The 21,802-nt window shown below is 60.4% G+C and carries 18 protein-coding genes; all 18 read right to left on the reverse strand.

The genetic code is table 11. The features are described from left to right. Positions 1-20: 20 nt before the first annotated feature. A complete protein-coding gene (locus FHT75_RS26215) occupies positions 21-593 on the reverse strand; it encodes a methyl-accepting chemotaxis protein (protein ID WP_063474144.1) in 573 nt (190 codons plus the stop codon). A 311-nt stretch (positions 594-904) separates the two neighbouring features. Then, positions 905-2,203, reverse strand: a complete 1,299-nt coding sequence (locus tag FHT75_RS26220) for a DUF4350 domain-containing protein (protein WP_063474143.1) — start codon at positions 2,201-2,203, stop codon at positions 905-907. Then, positions 2,196-2,954: an ABC transporter ATP-binding protein gene (locus FHT75_RS26225; protein WP_082849677.1), complete on the reverse strand. Its 759-nt coding sequence runs from the start codon at positions 2,952-2,954 to the stop codon at positions 2,196-2,198. Before FHT75_RS26225 ends, FHT75_RS26220 begins: the two co-directional genes overlap by 8 nt. Then, positions 2,947-4,050, reverse strand: a complete 1,104-nt coding sequence (locus tag FHT75_RS26230) for a FecCD family ABC transporter permease (RefSeq protein WP_245294551.1) — start codon at positions 4,048-4,050, stop codon at positions 2,947-2,949. The genes FHT75_RS26225 and FHT75_RS26230 overlap by 8 nt, the downstream gene beginning before the upstream one ends. Then, positions 4,031-5,098, reverse strand: a complete 1,068-nt coding sequence (locus FHT75_RS26235) for an ABC transporter substrate-binding protein (protein ID WP_063474142.1) — start codon at positions 5,096-5,098, stop codon at positions 4,031-4,033. Before FHT75_RS26235 ends, FHT75_RS26230 begins: the two co-directional genes overlap by 20 nt. A gap of 201 nt (positions 5,099-5,299) precedes the next feature. Next, positions 5,300-6,478 carry a hypothetical protein gene (locus FHT75_RS26240; RefSeq protein ID WP_063474141.1) on the reverse strand — a complete coding sequence of 393 codons (1,179 nt, stop codon included), beginning with the start codon at positions 6,476-6,478 and terminating at the stop codon, positions 5,300-5,302. Positions 6,479-6,593: 115 nt separating this feature from the next. Beyond that, complete coding sequence (locus tag FHT75_RS26245) at positions 6,594-7,172, reverse strand: GAD-like domain-containing protein (protein ID WP_246712969.1); 579 nt, start codon at positions 7,170-7,172, stop codon at positions 6,594-6,596. Further along, the gene (locus tag FHT75_RS26250; protein WP_063474139.1) at positions 7,165-7,401 is read right to left on the reverse strand and encodes a hypothetical protein; all 237 of its coding nucleotides are present in this window, start codon (positions 7,399-7,401) and stop codon (positions 7,165-7,167) included. The genes FHT75_RS26245 and FHT75_RS26250 overlap by 8 nt, the downstream gene beginning before the upstream one ends. Further along, the gene (locus FHT75_RS35670) at positions 7,398-8,543 is read right to left on the reverse strand and encodes a hypothetical protein (protein WP_088930329.1); all 1,146 of its coding nucleotides are present in this window, start codon (positions 8,541-8,543) and stop codon (positions 7,398-7,400) included. The genes FHT75_RS26250 and FHT75_RS35670 overlap by 4 nt, the downstream gene beginning before the upstream one ends. Positions 8,544-8,553: 10 nt before the next feature. Further along, positions 8,554-10,053, reverse strand: coding sequence for a DUF4150 domain-containing protein (locus FHT75_RS26260; RefSeq protein ID WP_063474138.1), 1,500 nt, complete (start codon positions 10,051-10,053; stop codon positions 8,554-8,556). 57 nt (positions 10,054-10,110) lie between these two features. Further along, positions 10,111-11,160, reverse strand: a complete 1,050-nt coding sequence (locus FHT75_RS26265; protein ID WP_125853681.1) for a hypothetical protein — start codon at positions 11,158-11,160, stop codon at positions 10,111-10,113. 13 nt (positions 11,161-11,173) lie between these two features. Then, on the reverse strand, positions 11,174-12,841 hold the full coding sequence (locus FHT75_RS26270; RefSeq protein WP_063474136.1) for a DUF4150 domain-containing protein: 1,668 nt from the start codon (positions 12,839-12,841) through the stop codon (positions 11,174-11,176). Further along, entirely contained in the window at positions 12,838-13,947 is a 1,110-nt protein-coding gene (locus FHT75_RS26275) for a DUF2169 domain-containing protein (protein WP_063474135.1), read from the reverse strand. The genes FHT75_RS26270 and FHT75_RS26275 overlap by 4 nt, the downstream gene beginning before the upstream one ends. A gap of 10 nt (positions 13,948-13,957) precedes the next feature. Beyond that, complete coding sequence (gene tssI / locus FHT75_RS26280) at positions 13,958-16,222, reverse strand: type VI secretion system tip protein TssI/VgrG (protein ID WP_063474134.1); 2,265 nt, start codon at positions 16,220-16,222, stop codon at positions 13,958-13,960. Positions 16,223-16,250: 28 nt separating this feature from the next. Further along, positions 16,251-17,183: a hypothetical protein gene (locus FHT75_RS26285; protein WP_244604811.1), complete on the reverse strand. Its 933-nt coding sequence runs from the start codon at positions 17,181-17,183 to the stop codon at positions 16,251-16,253. Between the two features lie 9 nt (positions 17,184-17,192). Continuing rightward, positions 17,193-18,269 carry a hypothetical protein gene (locus FHT75_RS26290; protein ID WP_097543428.1) on the reverse strand — a complete coding sequence of 359 codons (1,077 nt, stop codon included), beginning with the start codon at positions 18,267-18,269 and terminating at the stop codon, positions 17,193-17,195. Between the two features lie 150 nt (positions 18,270-18,419). Next, entirely contained in the window at positions 18,420-18,896 is a 477-nt protein-coding gene (locus FHT75_RS26295; protein WP_003575677.1) for an Hcp family type VI secretion system effector, read from the reverse strand. A 41-nt stretch (positions 18,897-18,937) separates the two neighbouring features. Continuing rightward, a complete protein-coding gene (gene tssH, locus FHT75_RS26300) occupies positions 18,938-21,712 on the reverse strand; it encodes a type VI secretion system ATPase TssH (RefSeq protein WP_063474133.1) in 2,775 nt (924 codons plus the stop codon). Between the last annotated feature and the right edge of the window lie 90 nt (positions 21,713-21,802).

Genomic DNA, 21,802 nt, shown 5'->3' on the forward strand with positions numbered 1-21,802 from the left:
ACCGACGCCACGGCGACCGTTCAGATCGAGAAGTCGTCCAGGGCGTCGGCAAGCTTCAGCCAGAGATCGTGGGGCGGCGAGGGAATTGGCTGCGCATCTTCGTCGGGAATCCGAACGCCGAAAGCAATTCCCTTCGATCGGAAGGCTGCCAGCATCCGGCCGAATTTTGTCGCCTTATCCGTGAACCGTTCCGAACCTTGCTCTCCCAACATCGAGCGGATCGTGGCCACGGCCAGATTGAAGTTCTTCTGCAATTGCCCGAATGCGCCGCGGTGCTTGGCCCGCACGCTGATGCGGAGATCTCCCTGGGCAAAAGCGGTCATCGCATCGTTGAAATCGGACAGGTTGCCGTCGATCGACGAAATCAGCTCATTGAGGATGACAGCCGAACGACGAAGATCCGGATCCGCGTAGTCGGCGTTCATTCGCCGTCTGAGATCCCCGTTCATGGCAGCATTGGCCAAGGCCGCGATTTCGGCGCAGAATCTGGCTTTCTGATCTCCGAGATCCGTGATTGCCTCGCCGGTGTCGGGATGATCGGCTCGATCCTGATGCGCTTTATTCCGTCCGGAGCTGTTGGTTGTCTCGACCATGCGCACCGAACCTTAGCGCAACGCGCCACGGGCATGAGACCCGTGGTGAATCGTCAGAGCGCAAATGCCATGGATCATGTCTTATTCCCGTTTGCATGCCGAACGATTGCGCCGCTGCCGCCTGTGACCGAGGCGGTATCATCCGTTGACAGACAGCGATCCCATCCAAGGCGGCAACGTTTAAGAAAATCCTTCGGCGCCCCGCAGCCCCCGTATTTTCTCGCGCAGAACGGACAGAATAGACGTGTTTTGACTATTGGCCGGTCGCTCGCAACGCGCAGGCCGGCTTTCGTGCCTTCTCCCCACTCCCGCTAAAAGAGAAGCTCGCCGATGGAGAGCTTTCTCAGGGCGACGGCGATATTGGCAAGCAGCGCTTCCTTTTTCGGGCCACGGTCGGGATAGCGGGTCATGTTGTCGCCATTGTGCATGAAGACATATCCGCCGCGGCCGGTCCGGGTCGGATATTGCCATATCCAGTCCGCCGGCTTCGGATCGTGCTCGGGGCCGATATCGGTCAGCCAGATCGCTCCGGGCGGCGGGTCGGTCCAGCCGCGCGCATATTGGCCGAAAATTCCCTTCCACGCGTCGAAGCCGTCGCCGAGATCGGAGAAGATGCCGAAGCGGTCGTCGCGCAGACGGACTTTGATGTTGGCGAAGGGACGCGGCGGCACGGCATGGAACGGCGCCATGAAGGGCAGCCACGGCTGGCACGGTTCGGCCGCGATGATCAGGTTTCCACCGCGCTCCAGAAATGCCAGGAGATCGTTCGCCCGGCTCTTGAGGAAGAACTCGTCATGGCTGCTTGGAATGTAGAGCGTATCCGTGCCGTCGAGAAGGTCGGGACCGAGCTGATAAAGCGGAGCGAACAATGTCTCGAAACCGGTGTGCCGGAGGCTTTCCTCCAGCCCGTCGGGATGCCACTCCGACGGGACGTGCGAGCATTGCAGATAGGTGAAGCGATTTCTCGCGGGCCGCTCGATGCCGAGCTCGCGGTTCAGCCAGGGATAGAAGGAGCGCAGAAAACGCGTGGTCGCCGGCATGAAGCGCTGGCCGTTGTGCGAATGGGGGTCCAGCGTTGCGAGCAGCAAACGCCCGCCGCCCGGCAGCGCGGGAAAATCGAGAAACAGGCTGCCGCGCCCATCGTCGATCTCGAGGATCGAGCGCGCGCCTTCAGGAACATTGTAGGAGCCGCCCCAGTGCCAGCTCATATGCGAGAGCGGCATGCTTTCGGTGATCGGGTGGTGCGGCTCGGAGAGGCTGACCTCCAGTCTTTCGCCCTTCGTCCACCACAGCCAATCGCGGCAATTTCCCGGCGTCCATTCCAACCCTGGAATATCGATCCAGTCGGCATGCCCCTGCAGGCAGACGACGAGAAAACCGCCGCCGTGGAGATAGGCGTTCAGCTGCTCTGCATGCGGCTGCGGTGCCGCCGCATCCATCGCATCCGGCATGACCACGGCGGCGTAGGACGACAGGTCGAGCCTGGGCAGATCGTTGATGTAGATGAGATCGTCGATATAGTGACGGAAATCCTGGAAGCTGCGCAGCTGCCAGCTATTGCCCCAATGGATATAGGCGATGCCTTTTCCGGGCCTTATTGCTTCAGCCATCGAAACGGGCTCCCTCATGCCGGAACACGGGCGCATAGGTGTGTTTGGCGAGCCCATCGAAATCGGCGCGCGCGATCGGCAGGTCGTAGAGGTCGCTCAGATTTCCGGCGCTGAGCGCATCCGCAGTCGGGCCGCAGACATAGCTGCTGCCGCTGGTCATCAGCAGGACATCGCTGGCAATCTCCACCGCGTGCTGCGGCATGTGGGTGGAAAAGGCGATGGTCATGCCATGCCTGTCCCTGAGCTGCTCGAGCAGGCACAGAACCTTGTCCTGGTTCTTGTAGTCGAGTGCCGCGCAGGGTTCGTCGAGAATCAGGAGCTCACATTCCGATGCCAACGCCTGAGCGATCATGACAAGCTGGCGCTGGCCGCCGCTCAACGAATTGAAGGCCTGCGGTTCGAGATGTTCGATAGCGAGCATGTGGAAATAGTGCCGCGCCAGCTCATAATCCCTCCTGCCCGGCGAACCGAACAGGCCGAGGTGGCGCGCCCTTCCCATCAGGACGATATCGAGAGCGGAATAGGAAAACGGCACTTCGAAGAGCTGCGGCACGAAACCCACCTGCCCGCCGATCGAAAGCCGCCCCGACTTCGGCTTGATGACGCCGATCAGCGTATTGATCAGCGTCGTCTTGCCGACGCCATTGGCGCCGAGCACGGCCAGAATCCGCCCGCGCTCCAGGCTGAGGCTGTAATTGCTGAGGATGGTTTTGCCGCCGCGCTCGACGGTGAGATCGCTTGCCTCAATCACTGGACCAGCCTCCCTTGGCATGCAGGCGGCGCAGGATCACCGCGAAAACGGGAACGCCGATCAGCGCGGTGATGATGCCGAGCGGGATCTCGGCCGTGCTCACCGTTCGCGCGAGATTGTCGACCATCAGCAGATAGATCGCGCCGATGACGCCGGAGACCGGCAGCAACCGTTGATGATCGGCGCCGACGAGCGCGCGGGCGACATGCGGAATGACGAGGCCGACCCATCCGATGATGCCCGATGTCGCAACCACGCCCGCCGAAATCAGCGCCGACGCAAGCAGGATGATCCATTGCACCAGCACCACCTTCGTGCCGAGCGCCCTCGCCTTTTCCTCGCCGAGCGACATGATGTTGATCTGGAAGCGCAGGAGATAGATCGCAACGGCGGACGGCACCACCGCCACCGCCATCAGAAGAACGTCCCAATAGCTGCTGGAGGCGATGCTGCCCATCAGCCAATAGGTGATGGCCGGCAGTTTCTGGAAGGGATCGGCCAGCAGTTTGGCAATTGAGATCGCCGCCGAAAAGAAGGCCGATATGACGACGCCCGCCAGAACCAGCGTCAGCATGCTCGTGCGCCCGCGCACCGTCGACAACAGCTTGACGAGGAAAATGCTGGCGATGCCGAAGAGGAAGGCCATGCTCAACAGAAGATAGCCCTGCAATCCGATGAGGATCGCCAGCGTCCCGCCGAAACCGGCCCCCGCCGTCACGCCGATGATACCGGGATCCACCAGCGGATTGCGGAAGAGCCCCTGCAGCGCCGCGCCCGAAATGGACAGGCCGAAGCCGATGATGACGGCCGCTATGATGCGCGGTAGGCGGACCTGCTCGACCACCACCTCCTGCACCGGATCCCAATAAGGCGTGACCAGCGGGTGGATATTGTCGATCAGGATATAGGCGACATCCCGGACCGACAGGTCGTAGCGGCCGATCGTTACCGAATAGAGCACGGTTGCGACCAGCAGGCCGATCAGAACGGGAAGGACGGAAACCGAAGCCAGTTTCCGCCCCGTCCAGCCCGGCGCGGCGGCGTTCGCATGCCGCGCCGGGCCGCTTGCGCTAGATTTAGCCGAAGAGTTCGACATACTTGTCCGCCGGCGCGTTGCTTTCGGATTCGAGGATCGCCTTCAGTTGATCCTCCGTCAGTTCGGCGCCGTAGATCAGCTGGTAGACGTCGCGGATCTGCTTTCGAAAATCCGGCGCGAAATCGGCGCCATGGGCGACTGCCGCCAGCCATTCCGACGTCAGGAAGATCTCCGGCGCATCGGGTGTGCGGGCAAAGACCGGCTGCTTGTAGACGCGCTTTTCCTTGACCGCCTTGAGATTGGCAAGGACCGGGTTGTCGAAGAAATCCTTGGGGCTGAGATCGGTCGCATAGGCAGGAATGACTATGATGTCGGGGTTCCAGACCAGCAGTTGTTCGAAATCGACGGTGCGCCACCATTCACCCGATTTGTCGGCGGCCGGATTGGTCACGCCGCTGAGCGAGAGGTTCTGCGAACCGTTGGCGATGACCTGGATCTGGTCAGCCACCTTGTCGATATGCAGGACGGAGGGAAAGGCCGATTTGTCGAGCTTGGCGACCTTGCCGTCGAGTGTCTTCAACGTGTCGGCCTGCGCCTTCAGGATCGCCTGGGCGCGGTCGTTGCGGCCGGTCATGGCGCCGGTCAGCGAGATATAGTCGAGCCGGTCCTGCTCGGTGCAGCACCGCCAGGCGACGACGGTAAGACCGGCGCGCTCCAGGGGCTCGATGAGCTTTTCACTATGGTTCCACTGAATGACCGCGTCCGGCTTCTGCGCCAGGATCGCCTCGACATTCGGCACGAAACCATCCTGGGCGGCGCTGGCATTGATCTTCGCCATTTCGGGCAGCATCTCGGCATAGATGCCCTTGGTGAAATAACGCGTGAGCGAATCCTTGTTCATGCCGACGATATTGTCCGCCTTCTCATCCACGGCGCGATAGATGATCGGCGCGGAGCGAACGATGGTGACCACCCGTTCCGGCGGCTTCTCGAAGGTGATCGTCTTGCCGCGATGATCGACAAACGAACTTTCGGCATGCAGCGTTGCTGGCAGGAAAAACGACAGGGACATTGCCAAGGCGGAAAAAGCCTTGAGACGGCTGGACATGGATCACTCCTTTGACTGGCACTCCGGCCCCTTGGCGCTCGGAGCGCCGGAGGTGGCAGGGTAAATAACATGAGTTCCATAGTCATGTTATTGGCACCTGTCCAGCGCAAGTTGGGGCCGGTGAGCCCCCTCCGCCGCTCTCTTTGAAAAGCGCTACGATGGGTCACCCTTGCAGTTGCCACTATCGCGATCGATGCGAGTTCAGTTCACCAACCATTGGGTGATCCGTTTGGCTGCCGCCCGCTTGCGGCCCACACGAATGTCGGCAGCGCCGGTGTCGAAATCCAGGCCGTTCTGCTCACGCAGCTGTCTCAGCCATGTTGGAAAGGCATGCAGATTTCCGCGCCCAAGAAGGGGAAAACCGAGATCGTTCCGGTAATTCTTCTTTTCGCTTTCCGAGAATTCTCCGCGCTCGGCGATGCGCGCGTTCAGCTCCCACTGCCAGTCAGGGTTCGGCCGGATATGCAATCGCACGACGTTCTTGGCGATCAGCGGATGGCCTTCGGCGCCGCGCAGCGGCACCGCAATATGGATTTCCCAGTCCTCGTCGTCGCTGAACGGCAGCTCCAGCCTCTGCGCCAGAGCGACGGATTCGGTGGCATTGCGACGCGCGAGCTCGATGTCGTTGAGCTGCTGCGCCAGCGAGCGGAAATGCTCCTCGTCGGCCTCGGCATCCGGCAGAACCGCCTCGACATAGCGGTGCAGGATCGCCAGTTGCTCGACCCGCCGCATAAGATCGTATTTGCCCTCGACCATATCGGCAACGAGATCGGCACGGGTCGCCTTGTTGAGCAGGCAGATGAACGCCATACCCCAGAAGCGAAGATTGGTGACGTCGTAGAGATCTTCGCCGTAGCGCCGATCATGGCGATAGCCCAGATGCCGGAAAGTTTCGAGAATGCGCACCGCCTCATCAGCGAAGGGAACAAACTTTGCCTTCTTGTCGCGCTGGGCGGGCATCGTCGTATAATTGCCGACCTGCGCAATGAGCCTGAGGCGCGCCTTCAGCGCCTTGGCCGAGATCGTCTCGCCGCTCGGCAGGACGCCGGCATCGTCGAAACCGAAGACGAACAGCAGTTGATGCCGCCGCGACATCGCAATGACACCGCCAAGATCGAGAAAGGGCAGCATGCGCCGGTAGGCCTCGACCAGCAGCGGCATGTCCTTCTCTCCGACCGAAGGGGCTCCGCCGGCAACGCGCATGAAATGAAAATAGAAGTCGATTTGCTCGTTCGGATCGAGCAGCCCGGAAGCTTTGGTCGCCGAAGGTCCGATCCGATGATGATTGGCAGGCCAGAACTTCCCCTGCCGCCGATCGGCAAAGGCTTCGTTCTCGTCGGTGATGAATGTTCGCAAGAGCTTTGCGTCGGTGTCGGTCATGGTGTGTTCCTGTTGATCAGAAATTCATGTCCGATCGTACGAACAGCTTCGAGATGTCCAAAGGGCCCTCGACCACCCTGCTTCGGATCGATATAGCGTTCGAGCGTAAAGGATCCTATCTGCGACAGCACGCCCAGATATTCGATGAAGCCGCCGATTGAAAAATCCCTGGCAGCGCCATCGCCGCCGAGGCCATGGTGTAGACCTGATCCGCGCTGATCGGCCCAAGTCGCCGGCGAACCGCATCGAAAACGGGCTTGCCTGTCGTAGCATCCACCCAGCCACGACAATCGAAAACGCTGGCGTCCACGGCGGAAGCTACCGCCATATCATCGTCGAAGGGGGGTACGCCCTCAATGACGTGGGTGGTAATGTCGGTGGTCGTGACGGTGCCGAGATTCATCTTGAGCGTGATCAGCTTGAACTTCGGATGCCAGACGCTGACTTCGCCGAATGCATCCCGCATGAAGGGCACCATTCTCGCGACGTCGAATTCCGGATCGCCTGCAAACAGCGCGTGCAGGACAGGCATGATCGGCTCGGGATCGCAGATCCAGAAAAGACCGTCGCGCCACTGCCCGCGCCCATACTCAATCCAGAAATCAACCATGGCGTCAGGCAGCTTCCCGCGATAGCCCTCAGCCTGCGAAGCAGAAACCGTCATACCATCTTTAAGTGGCCCGAATTCATCCAATATTTCCTGTAAGGGACGCCGAGGTGTAGCAGACATATTGGCTCCAGATGCTCATCAGCCGCTCGATATGGTCAGGGCGATCCTTTGTCGCCGCCATCTTTGCCCAGCGCGGACCGCCGACCAGAAGCGCAAAATACCGGTCATCCGCCATGCCTGCAGCGTAAAGCGACGGCTTCCCTGCTCCGTAAAGCTCCTCGAGATCTTCGTCGTCGTCAGGGGCGTCGGTCATCGAGATTTAGGCGGCACCCCTTTGAAATCGCGTTCCAGCAACTCAGGCGGAATTTCGATATCTGTCCAGCGATCACCGTCGAAGGTGTGAACGCCATGTTTTGAATCGAAGTAATACAAGACATCATCGACGGCCTGGACTTTGAGCGGATTCGGAATGTTGCGATTGATGCTCGGATCAATGACGGGTTTCAAAGGCGACAGCAGGTGCCCGTCGAACCAATGCAAAGCGTAGTCTGAGGCTATCACCATCCGATCCTTGAATTTCGTAATCGAATGCAGCTTTTCATTGTTTCCCTTGAAAGAAACATCCCGAAAGCCATGTTCGGCATTCCCGCACAAAATGACGCCATTACCGCCGACGGCCCAGACCTTCTCTGGGGACTCGATGAAAATGTCCGAAAGCGTAGCTGGCTCTGGATAATACTTCCCCGAGCGCGGTTTGACTATGATCCGCCATTCTTGCCCGTTCCAATGATAAAGACGGCCTTCCAGGACACGGCTTGAGCCCTCCGAGGCTCGTCGAATGGCTGCGGCCTCTTCATTTCGGCCGGCTAGGTAGAGGCGCCCCATCTCCTCCTCTTCTTCGTCCGTTAATTCCCTGTTTGTGCTTGTCGGCGAATAGGTCACATTCATATAGAGATCGCTCTCGGTCCAGCCATTCAGATTGCCGAAAACGAGGTAATCGTATGTTTCTGGTGCTTGCGGCAGCTTTTCCTTGTGGAACCAGGCTATGTCGTTCTCGACCAGACGATAAAGCTGCGAGTGATAGCCGGTTATGAACAGCGCATCCCCAATCAGGGCGATGGAATTGACGTATCCAAGATCGGTCGCATCGTCGGAATAGACGCCAGCGCCGACTATTTTACGATGCGAGGAGTCCTTGCCCATGGGCAGCGTATAAACATCGCCTTCATCGCTGAGAGCATAGATGATCGGCCGTCCATTCTCTCCAATTCTACCGGCAAGATCATCGATCTTACGCGGGACGTCGGAACGGGACCATGGCTGTTCCAACCCACCTTCGTGAACCAGGACGTAGGAATACATATCCTCATAATCCTTGCCGCTGAACACGACGCAGAACGTGTCTTTCCCCAGAGCAAGGGCTCGATCAAGGCGTAGGGGATCGTACGGTTTCATATTTCTTACCTCAATAAGTGCCGGCTTTTAGGACATCGATTACACCTTGTCCGCCCGGCAATCGGGGAGGTCGTAGCGTAGTGCGGCCAGGTTGCCTAAATTTGATATTAACTTGCGCGTCCGCCGCATCCTTTGCCATTTTTTTACATTTCTCGGGCAGCCCCTCGATCCGATCAATCGCCTTGTGTGCCTCATCTCTGATTTTACCAAGCGGAGCCGTTCCCTGAGGGTTATAGTTCTGTCCCAAACTCGCGAGAGCCGGATTGAGCGACTTGTGAACGGCATCGTCGTCCGTTCTGTGCATGCCTGGCGACAGGCAAATAGCCTGTCCCTGATTATAGGTAGGCGAATTGGGAATACGCCCGGCGGTGGACTCTTTTTCTGTCTGCGTTTCCGGAGCCGTGCCCAGACGATATACCATATCCGGAATGATATGATGCGCCTCGCCCGGGCAGATCGTCTCGACATATTTGTAGGGGCCAACAATACATGGCCATTCACCCTCATCGACATCTACCCGGACACCTTGACCAACGGCCGCTTCAAGCCTTTTAGAGTTCAGGACGGCTTCTGTCGCTTCTCGCGCTTCTTGTTTCCTAACTTCTTGCAGCTCCATTTTCAGTTGATTGAGAGCCTCGTCCTCCGTCATCGGCGCGAAGAAATTTCGCTTTATGAAGCTGGTTCCACCAAGATTTTCGGAATAATTTGACAGCGCCTGAAGTTCACGGGGATTGCTCGGATCGACCACTGTACCTTGTTCTTCAAGGCTATTTCGCAAGCGCCAAAGTCTGCTGCCAGCGTAATATTGATTTTGTATCTCTCCGAGAGCAATTGCGGCTCCAGCTAATCCACCGCCCGGAATGGGACGGCCAAAATTACCTTTGCGTCCAAGCGAGGAACCGCTTTTAGGCTGTGTCGCGCCTTGCTCTGCCTGCCGCGCCATGAATTCACGTAACAACCTCTGCCCTTCAGGGGAAGTGGCATCAAACGCAAGCTGTATCGGCTTCTGGGCTGCCAATGATCCCATTATAGGATCGTCATCCGCAGGCGGATCATAGGTCTCAGTCCCACGCACGAAGATGGCTTCGCCCTGGGTATTCCGATTGTTCATCCAGAAGCGGTCGAGATGCCGGATGACGTGAGAACCCTCGGCGCGCACCTGGTCGGCATGCCCGATCGGCTCGCAGACATTTCCCACAGTACCGGATTTGAATCCCTTTTTCGTTCCCGGTGCATCGCCGTGGACGTGGGTCGTACAGGACCGCAGGGCCATTGCCTTCTTGCCGGTAAAGCGGACAGATGGCGTGTAGTCTTTGTCGTGCCCGCAATAGTCGACGATCGGGTACGGGATGGAAACAACCGAGGAGCCGACCGGCGTCAGGCATACATCCGGCGATAGCGAGACGATCTTTGCCTCGTCAAGATCACGCAAACCTTCGCGCGGCTGCTTCGTCGTCCAGGGCGTGGGATAGTCGGGCTCGCCAACATAATTGTCGCGCGGGATGCTCATGCCGCTGCTCCATCGGGACGAGCATCAGCCACACCGGTGGGCAACAGATGCCTTGTTCTAAAGATCAGGATGCTCAATCCGCTCCCACTCATTCCCATCGAAGCGGAAAATATCCTTCTGACCGACAACCCAAAGAACATCACCGACAGCCCCCGCATAGAAAATGTATTCACCGCGCAGCTTAGGGAGAGCGGGGGAAAACCGGCGCAGATCGGACGTGCCGGGCGCGAGTTCGAACAGGCCGCCCGGGCGAACGCTCGACGGCAATATCAGCTTGCCTCGATAGGGCGTAATCATGTGAAAGAGATTGAGCTGTTGACGCAGATTGACTGGCGTGAACCCGCGTGCATAGCTGCCGTGCAGCAGCACGCCTTCCCGTCCGCATATCCAGACGCTATCCGCGTGCTCAATGTGGATGCCCGTCAGCGCTGCTTCCTCAAGATAAACCTTCAGCTCATGCAGCTCCGAACCGTCCCAGAAATAGAGGACGGGCCGGGGTCCCTCTGATCCGCATAGATATATCGCATCCTCCGAAAAGCCTTTGATAGCGTTCAGAGAAATGTTTTTGGGCGCTTGCTTCTGAAAGTCCCTCAGCCAGGAAAGGTAGTCCGGATCATCTGTGCGAGGCCTTCCTTCTTTTTTCTTCAGATAGCTGGCCATGTCGAACAGCAATCTATCAGTCAGAAGGCTCCAACTGTCCCGACCGTGTCGCCGATAGATTTGCCCACCCTGTCCGCATGCATAAAGTTTGCCTCCGACCTGGGTAATTGCTGACATTCGTCCATGCCCTTTAGCGTCTGCCACCCAGGTTCCCGCGCCCAGGATCTTTTCGCGAAAGTTTCCTTTCCACCAAGCGTGATAAACATCCCCCTCAGAAGACATATAGGTGAGATAGTCGGTCGTAGCGTCGATTTCCGGATTGCTGAATAAGGTGATGTCCTGCATATGGAAATCGAAGTCGTCATAATACCATTGTTCTCCGATCCGGGCGTCGTGTTCGAAGCGAAAGATGCGGGATTCTGGAGCATAGACGTCAGATCCTGTCATGACGGCATTGATCACGACGACATCATCGGAGCGGGCACAGGCGCGAGTGAATTCTATCATGCTGCTCGCACTCTTAAGGTCTTGCATTTGCACCTCTCTTGGCACCCGTCTGCAACGCATTGAGCGTGTCGCTGGGCAAAGGCGGATACTGTTTGGCTCGCAACAGTTGGTTGGGGTCTCTCCCGGCGAACTCGCCATTGACTGCAGCGATGATCTGCGCGGCACAATCCGGCCGAACGGACGTCATCGCGTCGATAGAGGCATCCTTAACATCATCCAAAGTTGCGGTGAACGGCGGATTGGAATTTCTACCGAGCGCCTCGATCGCCCCATCGGCCAGGTGAGAATCGTTGTGTTCGGTTCCCTGCGTCCTTGCCTGCCCGACGACGCACATGCTCTGCCCTTGCCAGAAACCGGGCATATTCGGAATTCGTTTTTCACCGACGATCGCTTCCTTGCGGGTGCCATAGCGCAAGGTCCAATCAGGTACGATATGATGGGCCTGCATGCCGATGCTCTTGCAGATCGGCTCCATCTTTTCGTAGGTGTCGATCCGGCATCTCCGCTTTTCACGCTCCTGCTCCACGCGGACGTTTTCCGGGACGGGCAGTGCTGCAGGCGCCCGGCGCTCACCGATGCGCTCTGCGTTTTTCCGCAACTGCTCGGCGCTGGGCCACGGCGCCTCGAGCAGGTCGGCGAGATCATCGGGATCCATCGTGCGAAAATCGAGCGGCACACCGGCCTTCAACGACAGAATGTCATTGGCATTGAGGATGGTCGCATTCCCGGAAAACCATTCCCGCATATGCCAGGGCAAATTGCTGATTTCCCGCGCTTGCGGCGACGTAATAGGGACTTGCCCGCGCAAATGGTCGCCGATCGCCCGAGCCATGACACCATCCGGTCCGACATACCATCGTCCCGCCATGTCGCCGAGTTGGTAGCCGGCTTGCGCAAGGCCGAGCAAACCGAGCACCCGGCCCGCTCCTGTCGGCAAAGGGCGTCCGAAGGTTCCGCGGCGTTGATAAACGTTGTCATTCGCGGCGGGAGGAAAAGGTCGGGTCGTTTGCGGCCGCTGTGGCTGCGGCAGCGGCTTGGGCTGGGTTGCCGGTTGCGCATTTCCTGCCGATTGCTGCGGCGCTACCTTGCGAAGAGCGCTCCCCGCATCCGCGTATTGAGCCCCCATTATCAGCGGTTCGGGTGACGCGTCGCTCACGACCTTGCCTTCGTCACTACCCTTCCAGCGCAGTGAGCCGGGAATGGGATCATCGTCTTCAGGCGGCGCGAATGTCTCGGTACCGCGCACAAAATTCGCCTCGCCCTGCGTATTGCGATTGTTCATCCAGAAGCGGTCGAGATGGCGGATGACATGAGATCCCTCGGCTCGAACCTGATCCGCATGCTCGATCGGCTCGCAGATGTCTTCTACCGCGCCTGACTTAACGCCCTTGCGATTGCCCGGAGCGTCGCCATGGACATGCGTGGTGCAGGAGCGCATGACCATGGCTTTCTTGCCAGTGAAGCGGACGGATGGCGTATAGCCCTTGTCGTGCCCACAATAGTCGACGATCGGGTATGGTATGGGAACGACCGAAGAACCTATCGGCGTCAGGCACACATCCGGCGACAGCGAAACGATCCGTGCCTCATCGATATCGCGGAGCCCTTCGCGCGGCTGCTTCGTCGTCCAGGGCGTGGGATAGTCGGGCTTGCCGACATAGTTGTCGCGCGGAATGCTCATGCCGCTGCTCCGTCGGGATGAGCATCATCCGCCGCTTTGACTTGAACCCGCGTCAACGTAAGCGATGTTTGGCCTGCCTCCTGAAGCGGAAAGCGCGTCCGCCAGGTCAGCATCACTCGATTGTCGTTCCGCCAGTCGAAATGCACGCCGTCCAGCGAGAGCAGATACCACTCATCGCGCTCCTGGCCGACACATCGGACGCCCAGCGTGATCCCCGGCAGTCGCCCTGTGGCTTGGGCGAAGCTAGGGTGGAGATGATCCAGTTCGTAGTCTTCGTCCCCGCTCAGATAAGGGGCCGCAACGAGATCCGGATGAGCGCATTGCCAGAAGCGTGCATCGAAATCTTCCGGCAGAAGCGGGTGACGCTCGTTGAGCCAGACATCGTCATAGGTCCCGGCATGTTGCTGACGAGATCGCCACCAAGGCGACACCAAGCCCAGTCCCTGAGGCTCGGTGGGCTCGCGCCAGTTCAGCGTCTGTCCCAGCAACGTGATTTGCGGTGCCGCGACGGGCGCTTGATCCCAAGGCATGTCGAGATTGACGATGCCGCAGCCGAGCGGATTGCGCGCTTCGACATCGGCGGGCGTTTCGGTTTGCGGATCGCCCGTACCGGGAATTTGACCGCCATAGGCCTTGCTCCAGCAGATCGGCACCGAAGATGCCGGCTCTGCTTCGCTCAGATGCCAATCCGCCAGCACCCGCTTGGCTTCCCTTGCCGAAAAGCCGGCCCATTTTTCCTTGATGACGGGGCGCCAGAAGCGCGCGCCATGGACTTCAAGCCTTTTGGAGAGCTGTCCGACGCGCAGACCGACCTGCCATGACGATGCTGGAGTGCTGCCCGGCGCATAGGCATTGCCGAGGAAAGTGATGTCGGTGCCGACCTTCTCTGGTGTGAGATCGCTCTGACGCAGGAGAGGGCCGGCATGGGGATCACCTTCATAGGCGTCCTCCCATTGGAAGTCTTCCTGCTCGCGACGTAACCGCAATCTGTCGTTTTGAACATGTTCGAACGTGCCACGAACCGACACGACACAATCCAAGTCCCCATTCGCATCGAACTGCCGAAAGGCCATAGCCGGAAAGGGAAGCCGGTTGATCAGTTCCAAGCGAACCTCCTCAGTTCAGATCGATCGGCTTGCCGCGCATCTGGAAGTGTTCGGTGGCGACGAAGTTGAACGTCTTGCCGAGAATGATCACTTCGCCATTGGCTTTCATGATGAATTTGGAATTGCCACATTCGATGACGAATTCCTCGCCGACGGCGATCTTCTTGAATTTGCCGACGCTCTCCAGCGATGTCTGGCCGACATTGGTCACCTTGCTCACGCCGACCTGCTCGGCACGGGCAATCCCGATCGTGTCCGATTTGAACGAGCCGACAATCGTGTTCATGATGCCGGGCAGCGGAAAAAGGCTGGAGGCCGCGTCGCCGACACCCGTGCCGGAACCAGCCAGCGCCGTACCCGCATCCGCTCTCGGTGACGGCCCGGACACAACGCCCTCGCGGCTTCCCAGTCCGCCTGCACCAAGGAAACCCAGCGCTGAAGATGCGAGTGTGCCGGCAAAGGCCGCGAGCCCCGGCCCACCGCCGCCTGCAATTTGCCCAGCCTGCGCCAAGAGCCCCGCCGTATGTCCGGAGAGACTGCTGACCGCCCCCATCAGCGCCATGGCCATCGGCCCGGTGCCGCCGACGACGGTGTTCATCGAGCCGCCGACCTCGTGCTTCTGGTTGCCGCCGACTTCGACCGTCCGGTTGGCGCCGATCGCCGAGACCTCGTGCCGGTCGATGCGTTTGGTGCGGTCGTTCAGCACCCGCGTCGTCTGGTCCTTCTGCGCATGGAAGAACATGTTTTCCTGGCCGGCCTCGTCTTCGAAGGTCATTTCGTTGAAGCCGGTGCCCTTATGGGAGTTGGAGCGCATGACCATGCGCGTCTTGTTGGTCGGCAGGTCGTAAGGGACCGCGTTGCTGGGATTGGGAACCACGCCGGTGACCAGCGGCCGGTCGGGGTCGCCGTCGACGAAGGCGACCATCACCTCCATGCCGATGCGCGGGATGACCTGCGCCCCCCAGGTGCCGCCGCCCCAGACCTGGCTGACGCGCACCCAGCAGGTGTCGGAACCGTCCTTCTTGGCCTTGCGGTCCCAGGGGAACCACAGCTTGATGCGGCCGTACTGGTCGGGATGGATCTCCTCGCCGGCGGGCCCTGCGACGATTGCCACCTGCGTGCCCTCGATCCGCGGCCGCTTGGTCTCGCGGTGCGGCGTCATCGCCACCCGTGACGGCACCGCCTCGAATGTGTTCGTGTATTCCGGCTCGTTGCTGTTCGTCTCGTAAGAGCGGTCGACGACGGTATGCACCGCCTTGACCACCACATGCTCCTCATAGGCATGGTCGGGATGGGCGACTTCATAGGGGGTGAAGCGGCGCCCCGCCTCCAGGATGCGGGATGTCGAGCCGCCGAAGACCCGGTCGTGATCGGCTTCGGAGGCCTGCATCCTCAGTTTTTCCGCCCGCTCCGCCTCGGCCACCGAGGAGATGCGCGCAGGATATTCGTAGAGCTCGCGCTTGGTCGCTTCCGGCATCTGCACGAGCGACGGGGTCATGGTGCCCGGCACCATGCGCGGCGTCTCGAAATTCCAGTCGGCGCCGGCGCGCTGGCCCGGCACATAGGAATAGCGCCGGCTCCACTCGGTGATGTGGTTGCGGTCGGCCGAGCCCTGCGCCAGCCGGACCCGCCCCTCGCCCTGCGCCGAGGGCGACGGACCGAGCCAGGATCTCGGGCTGTCGGCGACATGCAGCTTGTGTTTGCCGTCCTCATGCGAGAACCAGTAGAACAGGCCGTCCTCCTCGAAGCGGCGGGTGAGGTAGGCAAGGTCGGTTTCGTTCCACTGCACCGAATAATGCTGCGGCGGCGGTGGCGTGATCACGCCCGTGGTATCGGGCGCCGGAATGCCGTGCTCGGAAAACAGCGTCTCGACGATATCGACCGACGTCTTGTCCATCCAGATGCGGCAGTCGGAACGGCGCGACAGCAGCCACATCTGCGGCCGCAGCACCATGGAATAGGATCTGAGGCCGCGGGTGATGGGCGGTCCTTCGTTGAGCTCGGTCACCAGGCCGTTGAACGGGCGGCGCACGCCGCCGCCATCCTCGCCCTGCTGCACCTCGACGGAGACATCCATCAGCCGGCCGATCAACTCCTCCGGCTTGACCGACGGCTTCTTGGCGCGCGCCGACAGCTTGATTTCAAAGAGCGAGGAAATGCCTTCCTCGATCGTCACCCGCTCCGGCAGAAGCTGGTCCTCGCCGAGCGGCGAGACGATCTTCAGAATACGGTTCGCCTGGATGAAATCGGCGGCGAGGGATTGCAAATCGTCCATAACATCACGTTCCGTCTTGGGAGCCGAATTACTGCTGCTGTTGCGGCCGAGGATGGGTCTTGAGGTAATCCACCAGCGCCTGGAAATACTGCCCCAGCATTTCGCTATTGGCCTGATCGGAGACCTGCTTGTAACTTTCGATGAGCGCGTCGCGCTTGGCCTTTCCACCGGGGCTTTCATAGAAATCCGTCAGCACCGACAGGTCTTCCGGAGACAGGGTGGCGAGCACGAAGGTCAGCCGCGCCTTTTCATTCGCCCGTGCCATGTCCTTGGGAAGCGGTTTCTCGTTCTCGCTTTTCGAACGCAGCGACGAGATCACGCTCTTCATCTCGGATTGCAGCTTGTCCTGCGGAGCGGACGCCAGCGTCCCGGCATCGGAGCTGGAGAGGGTCTCCAGGGACAGATACATGAGCTGGGCGGTGAAAGCCGTTTCCACGGCAAGATCCGGGCCGGCCATCAGATCGGCAAGCCGATTGATACGCGGCCCGTTGTCCGGGTCGGCAAGACGCGTTTCGATATCCTTCGCCGCGGTCTGGTCCTGCGCTTCGTACATGCGCGCGATCTTCGCCTGCCCCTCTTCCAAAGCCGCTGCCGCTTTGGCGAAGGCTTTCGGATCGACGGCATCGTCGCCGGCCTCACCGACGGCCTTCGAAACTTCGGCCAGCATGCTGTCGGCCTTGAAGGAAGACCGCGCCGCCGTTTCAAGCAGCGGCTGCGCATCCGAAGTCGCCGAAATGCCCCGATCGGCCGCAGCCTTGGCGACATTGTCGACAGCGGCAGGCGTGCCGGAAAGGCGCGACGCCACCTCTTCGATCTGAAGCAGGGACTGATCGGTGGTATCAGAGGCACCGACCATGCCGGCCGCACTTACGGCCATGGCGCAGACGAGAGCGGCCGCAACCAGCGGCCAGCGCATGCGCCCCATCAATCCGTGCGGCTTCAGGAGATCCGTCAACAGCATCGACACCCCTCAGATCATCCTGACGTCGGTGAGCTGCTTGGGCCGCGCGTCGGTGGAAAGTCGGTTGATGATCTGCTCCGCCTTCGCCAGTTGGGCGCGGCCTGTGGGGTCTATCAGAAGCTTTTCGGCAAAATTCTGCTCGGGATAGAAGGATGAATTGCCGGTAAGACGGCTGAGCGTGTTGATGCGATCCCGTACGACCGATCCGATATTGTCGTATTCGACACGCTGACCGGGTTCGAAAGGCTGGAGCGGCCGGCCGATAAAGCGGGGCGAAGTGGCCTTCGGATAATCCGATGCCGAGGGCATCTGCGGAATGGCGTTCTTGCTGTATTCGATATCCCGGCCCATGCCACCGACAGTACCGCCGGTGGCCGGCACATAGGTCACCAGCTTGTCGGAATCCAGAACCGCGCTCATGTAGAACAAGAGCTCCATCTTCTGGGACAGCCGGTTTTCGTCGACGCGCCGGCTCTCCGGCGGATTGCAGAACGGCGTCTTGCCGACCAGATCGGCAAGCCTGGATTTGTTGGCCTCGCTGATCGAATTGTCCTGTTGCACGCCCCTGACGAAATCATGCACGCAGATGTGGTTGGTATCGATGAAATCGGCGATCCGCGTCATGAAATTGAGGGCGGTCGGCGCGGAAGCGATCGGCGCGCTGCTCGTCAGCTTTTCCGCAGCGCTGGTCACCTGCTTGTTGGCGAGCTTCTTGGCCTCGTCGAGCACGCCGCCGAGCGCAAACATCACCGGCTTGCTGTTGGCCGCGGCATGCATCAGGTCGAAGGTGCGGTTGAGATTGTTGTTGCAGATCACCCGAAGCGCCGTGCGCCCCGCCAGCACACGCACCGAGGTCGTGGCAAAGGCGGCCATCATGATGCTGCCCGTCAGGACCGAAGCGGAAAACACGAAGAGCTCGGCCAGCATCCGGTCGCGGGCTTCCTGGGCTTTCGTGGTCTTCTGGTAATTGTCGACGGCGAGATCGTAAGCCCGCACATAGGGATTGGCGACATTCGTCTCCCATTGGGATTTGTATTTGGGCAAATCTACAAGAATATCGTTCAAACGCTCAGTTGCAGCCGACACGATCATCTCCATTGTCTAAAGCGCAAGGATGTCTCTCAATTCATCTGCGAAAACAGCCTATTTCAGCGCCCTTCCCTGTGATGGAAAAGGCGCTCGAAACGTCGGCTGCAGTGCCAGCAACAAGGCTGGCACTGCCGATGTTGAGAAGCCTCAGGCGGCCTTGGTGGTCGCGAGATCGTAAGAGGCGATCATCGGCGACTGCGGCGAGTGCTTGTCGTCGTAAGGCGTGTACTTCACTTCCATCTTGGTGAAGTTCAGCTTGATCGTCTCGACCGGGCGGTCACCGTTGGAATCGATCGAGTAGCTGGCGATCAGCGTGTTCTCGAGGGAATACTCGATGTAAGTGTCGCCGGGGTTGCCCGTGGTGACGAGATGGATGACGGAGCGCTTGCCGGTGCGGCCCGAGCAGGCCTCCTGGAAGAGCTTGGTCGACGAGGAGTCGCTGACCTTGGTGAGGATCACTTCCGAAACGGTCGGCTCGGAAGCTTCGCGGTTTGCCGCCGAACCGGCGGAGGTGTTCATGTTGCGGGCGACGTTCCAGTGAATGGCTTCGATGTCCATCCACTTGCGATGCTGCTCGTGGGTCGCATCCCCCTGGATACCGTCGATCTGAAGATAAATCGGCATGCTGTCAGCTCTCCTATTGGCGGTTGAGTGCCTAGTTGCGTCTAAGGCGTAGTTGCCTTTCTTCTCGCTGCTCCCCGAGTGCGCTTGCGGCTCGGGGCTACTTCATCCGACAACCGGTTTTCCCCCGGCGTGTCGAATTCCTGCGGGGCGGCCTCTTCGGCATCGAGGCCGAAACGGTGGCCGTCGTAACCGATGGTGACCCCGTGAATTTTCTTCCCCTGGCCAACGGCATCGAGGAAAAATGTCGAAAGATCAGGCAAGAGGTCGCGGGCAATCATGACCTCGATCGCGCGGGCGCCCACCTCGCTGGCGCGGGCGCGCGAAATCAGCGCGTCGCGGGCTCCCGGCGAGAGTGAAAGCCTGGTCCCGTAGGTGGCCTCGACCCGCTCGCGGATGCGGCCGATCTGGATATCGACGATGCCCGAGAGGGTCTGGTTGCCGAGCGGCATGAAGGGCAGCACGGTCGTACGGCCCAGGAAGGCCGGCTTGAAATGCTTCTGCAATTCCGGCGTCAGCAGCGCTTCGAGCGCGTCGGCCTCGGGCATCGTGTCGGGGTCGGCGGCCAGTGCGGCGATCATCTCCGAACCGGTATTCGCCGTCATGACGATGGTGGTGTTCTTGAAGTCGATGTCCCGGCCTTCGCCGTCGCGCAGGGTTCCCTTGTCGAACACCTGGTAGAAGATTTCCTGAACGCCCGGATGCGCCTTGTCGATCTCGTCGAGCAGCAGCACCCCATAGGGCCTGCGCCTCACCGCCTCGGTGAGCACGCCGCCTTCGCCGTACCCGACATAACCGGGCGGCGAGCCGAGGAGCATGGAAATCTTATGCTCCTCCTTGAATTCGGACATGTTGATGGTCGTGAGGTACCGGCTGCCGCCATACAGCATGTCGGCGAGCGAAAGCGCGGTTTCGGTCTTGCCGGTGCCGGACATGCCGACCAGCAGGAAGACGGCCGGCGGCCGGCGCGGATCGGAAAGCCCGGCGCGGGCCGCCCGCATCGCTGATGCGATGCGCTCGATCGCCGCGTCCTGGCCAAGCACTCGCTCCTTCAGGCGGGCATCGAGCGTCTTGACGGTCTCGATCTGGTCCGACAGCAGCTTGCCGACCGGAATGCCGGTCCAGCGAGCGACGACGGCGGCAACGATTTCCTTGTCGACGACGCGCGGTAGCAGCGGCGTTTGATCCACGACTGCCGCCAGGCTGCGTTCCGTGACGGCAAGTGCGGCGCGTGCGCTTTCCGCGGTCATGGCTTGCGATGGGAAAGGCGCGACATTCGTGCCGTCGCCCGTCTTGTCGGCCGGCGCCAGCGGGACGACGGCGTCGTCGGGCGAGAAGAACTCCTCCAGCCGGTCCGCTTCCCGGACGAGCCGGTTTTCTTCGTCGAATTTCGACTGGAGCGTCTCGATCTCCAGAACGATCTGCTTCTGCTTGCCGGCGATCTCCTCAAGCCGGGCGCGCTTTTCCGGCGTCTCCGGTTCGCGTGCGAGCCAGTTCGCCTCGGTTTCCAGAAGATCGCGCTCGTCGGCGAGCAACTTCAGCGCCTCCGGCGTCGTCTGGCGCGCCAGCGCCACCGCAGCAGCGGCCGTGTCGATCAGGCTGATCGCCTTGTCGGGAAGCTGCCGGTCCGGCAGATATCGCGCCGAAAGCCGGACGGCGGCGATGATCGCCTCGTCGCGGATGCGGACCTTGTGATGGGTTTTCAGGCCTTCCGCCACGCCGCGCAGCATGCGGATTGCGGCTTCTTCGTCCGGCTCGCGGACATGCACGGTCTGAAAGCGGCGGGTGAGCGCGGCATCCTTTTCGATGAAGCGCTTGTATTCGCCCCAGGTCGTCGCCGCGATCGTCCGCAGTTCTCCCCGCGCCAAAGCGGGCTTCAGGATATTGGCGGCATCACCTTGCCCCGCCTGTCCGCCGGCGCCGATCAGCCCATGCGCCTCGTCTATGAACAGGATGATCGGCTCGGGCGAGGTCTTCACCGCATCGACCACGCCATGCAAGCGCCGTTCGAACTCGCCTTTGACGCCGGCGCCAGCCTGCAGCTGGCTCAGGTCCAGCAGCAGCAGCTTCACGTCCTTCAGCCGCGCGGGCACGTTGCCGGCGGCGATCTCCAGGGCAAGCGCTTCGGCCACCGCGGTCTTGCCGACTCCCGCCTCGCCGACCAGGATCGGATTGTTCTGGCGCCGGCGCATCAGGATATCGATCAACTGCCGCAATTCGCCATCACGGCCGATGACCGGGTCGATCCGGCCGGCGCGGGCATCCGCCGTCATGTCGTGGGTGTAGAGCCGCAGGAATTCATTGTCCCCAGAGAGGTTCGGAGACGGGGTGGCGGGCATGGAAAGCTGCTCGGACGAACCGGACGACGCTTTCTCCAGCAACCTGTCGAGCGTCGCCCTGTCGAGATTGCGCATCGATGGGGCAATGCCCCGCATCACGGCCCGCAATGCCGAATCATTGATCAGCGCGGCCAGCAGATCGGCCAGCAGCACGACATTCCGCCCGCATTGCAGCGATGCAACCAGAAAGGATTCCCTTCCAAGGGCAAGCAGGTTTGGAGAGAGCGCGAGCGAGGCGCCATCCTCCCGCGGCATGTCGGCGATCGCCGCGTCGAGCTCTGTCCTCAGCATTTCGGAGGAGAGCTTGAGCTCTTCGAAAACGGCAGAAAATCCTGCGATATCAAGAAGGGAGCGAAGCCAGTGGGCGATATCGACGACGGCGTGCTGATGCCGCACGGCAAGCGAAGCCGCTGTCTCAAGACCGACACGTAAATTGGGCTCAAGCGTTCTTATCAGACGATTGAGATCGATATGGGACATCCACCAGTCCTGTGTTTACGTCGAAATTCAGTATGCTCTCCTAACGCGAAGAAACAACTAGGGCGCTCATAAACCCTTGTCCAGAAGAAA

Origin of the sequence: Rhizobium sp. BK112 (assembly GCF_014193215.1) — a bacterium.
GTDB lineage: Bacteria > Pseudomonadota > Alphaproteobacteria > Rhizobiales > Rhizobiaceae > Rhizobium > Rhizobium anhuiense.